Here is a 1,813-nt window from a genome sequence, read left to right as displayed (position 1 = left end):
GTTACGTACAAGTCAGTTTTTGCACAGCTTTGTCAGGAGCGTGTTCGGCCTTTGTTCTTTCCGCTTGCCCGTTCACGCGAAAGACGCTTAAACGCTTTTGTCGGGAATTGTGGCGTCTCTCGACGTGGCGGCAAAACTACCTACATAGGGGATGGCCGGGAAAACCCGCCATTCCAGGAAATTCCAGATTCTGAGGCGGCGACCGGCTATGGCCGACCATAAATATCTTTCCATTCGCGGGGCGCGCGAACACAATCTGAAGAATGTCGATCTCGACCTGCCGCGTGACAGCCTGATTGTCATGACCGGCCTGTCGGGGTCCGGCAAGTCATCGCTTGCCTTCGACACGATCTATGCCGAGGGCCAGCGCCGCTACGTCGAAAGCCTGTCGGCCTACGCGCGGCAATTCCTCGAAATGATGCAGAAGCCTGACGTCGACCAGATCGACGGCCTGTCGCCTGCCATTTCCATCGAGCAGAAGACCACATCGAAGAACCCGCGTTCGACGGTCGGCACCGTCACCGAGATCTACGACTATATGCGCCTGCTTTTTGCGCGCGTCGGCATCCCCTATTCGCCGGCCACCGGCCTGCCGATCGAGAGCCAGACGGTTTCGCAGATGGTCGACCGCGTGCTGGCGATCGAGGAAGGCACGCGCCTGTTCATTCTGGCGCCGATGGTGCGCGGCCGCAAAGGCGAGTACCGCAAGGAGTTGCTGGAACTGCAGAAGAAGGGCTTTCAGCGCGTCAAGGTCGACGGCGTCTTCTATGAGATCGCCGACGTGCCGGCGCTGGACAAGAAGTACAAGCATGACCTCGATGTCGTCGTCGACCGCATCGTCGTGCGCGGCGATCTCGCGACGCGGCTTGCCGATTCCATCGAAACGGCGCTGAAGCTGGCCGATGGGCTGGCGGTCGCCGAATTCGCCGACAAGCCGCTCGATTCCAGCCAGACCGGCGAGGATTCGGTCAACAAGTCGAAGAACGAGACGCATGAGCGCATCCTGTTCTCGGAAAAGTTCGCTTGCCCGGTCTCCGGCTTCACCATTCCGGAAATCGAACCGCGGCTGTTTTCGTTCAACAATCCGTTCGGCGCCTGCCCGACTTGCGACGGTCTCGGCAGCCAGCGCGCCATCGACGGCAATCTGATCGTGCCGGATGAAAACATCTCGCTGCGCGACGGCGCCGTCAGCCCGTGGGCGAAGTCGACCTCGCCCTATTACGCGCAGACGCTGGAGGCATTGGGCAAGGCCTATGGCTTCAAGCTCGGCGACAAGTTCAAGGATTTGTCCGAAGAGGCCAAGGAAGCCGTCCTGCGCGGCACCGGCGAGCGCGAGATCACCTTCCAGTATGATGACGGCCTGCGCTCCTACAAGACGACGAAGACTTTCGAAGGCGTCATCCCCAATCTCGAGCGGCGCTGGAAAGAGACCGAATCCGCCTGGATGCGCGAGGAGATCGAGCGCTTCATGTCGGCCACACCCTGCCCGGTCTGCAAGGGCTATCGGCTGAAGCCCGAGTCGCTGGCGGCGAAGATCGCCGGCAGGGACATCGGCGAAGTCACCGAGCTTTCCATCCGCAAGGCCGACCAGTGGTTCACCGACCTGCCCGCGTCGCTCAACGACAAGCAGAACGAAATCGCGGTGCGTGTGCTCAAGGAAATCCGTGAACGGCTGCGCTTCCTCAACGATGTCGGGCTCGACTATCTGACGCTGTCGCGCAATTCCGGCACGCTGTCGGGCGGCGAGAGCCAGCGCATCCGGCTGGCATCGCAGATCGGCTCCGGCCTGACCGGCGTGCTCTATGTGCTGGAC

1 protein-coding gene and 1 pseudogene are annotated in these 1,813 nt (G+C 61.3%); both read left to right on the top strand.

The window, feature by feature from the left end; all coding sequences use genetic code 11:
- Positions 1–222 (top strand): hypothetical protein (locus tag EN994_RS35725; protein WP_206530530.1); only part of this gene is annotated, 222 nt, incomplete at its 5' end.
- Positions 209–1,813 (top strand): annotated as a pseudogene (locus EN994_RS29660) (excinuclease ABC subunit A); the annotation flags it as partial. The gene EN994_RS35725 and the pseudogene EN994_RS29660, both read left to right, overlap by 14 nt.

It is taken from the genome of Mesorhizobium sp. M7A.F.Ca.CA.002.09.1.1, assembly GCF_003998555.1.
GTDB classification, from domain to species: domain Bacteria; phylum Pseudomonadota; class Alphaproteobacteria; order Rhizobiales; family Rhizobiaceae; genus Mesorhizobium; species Mesorhizobium ciceri.
This window is presented reverse-complemented; position numbering and strand designations above follow the sequence as displayed.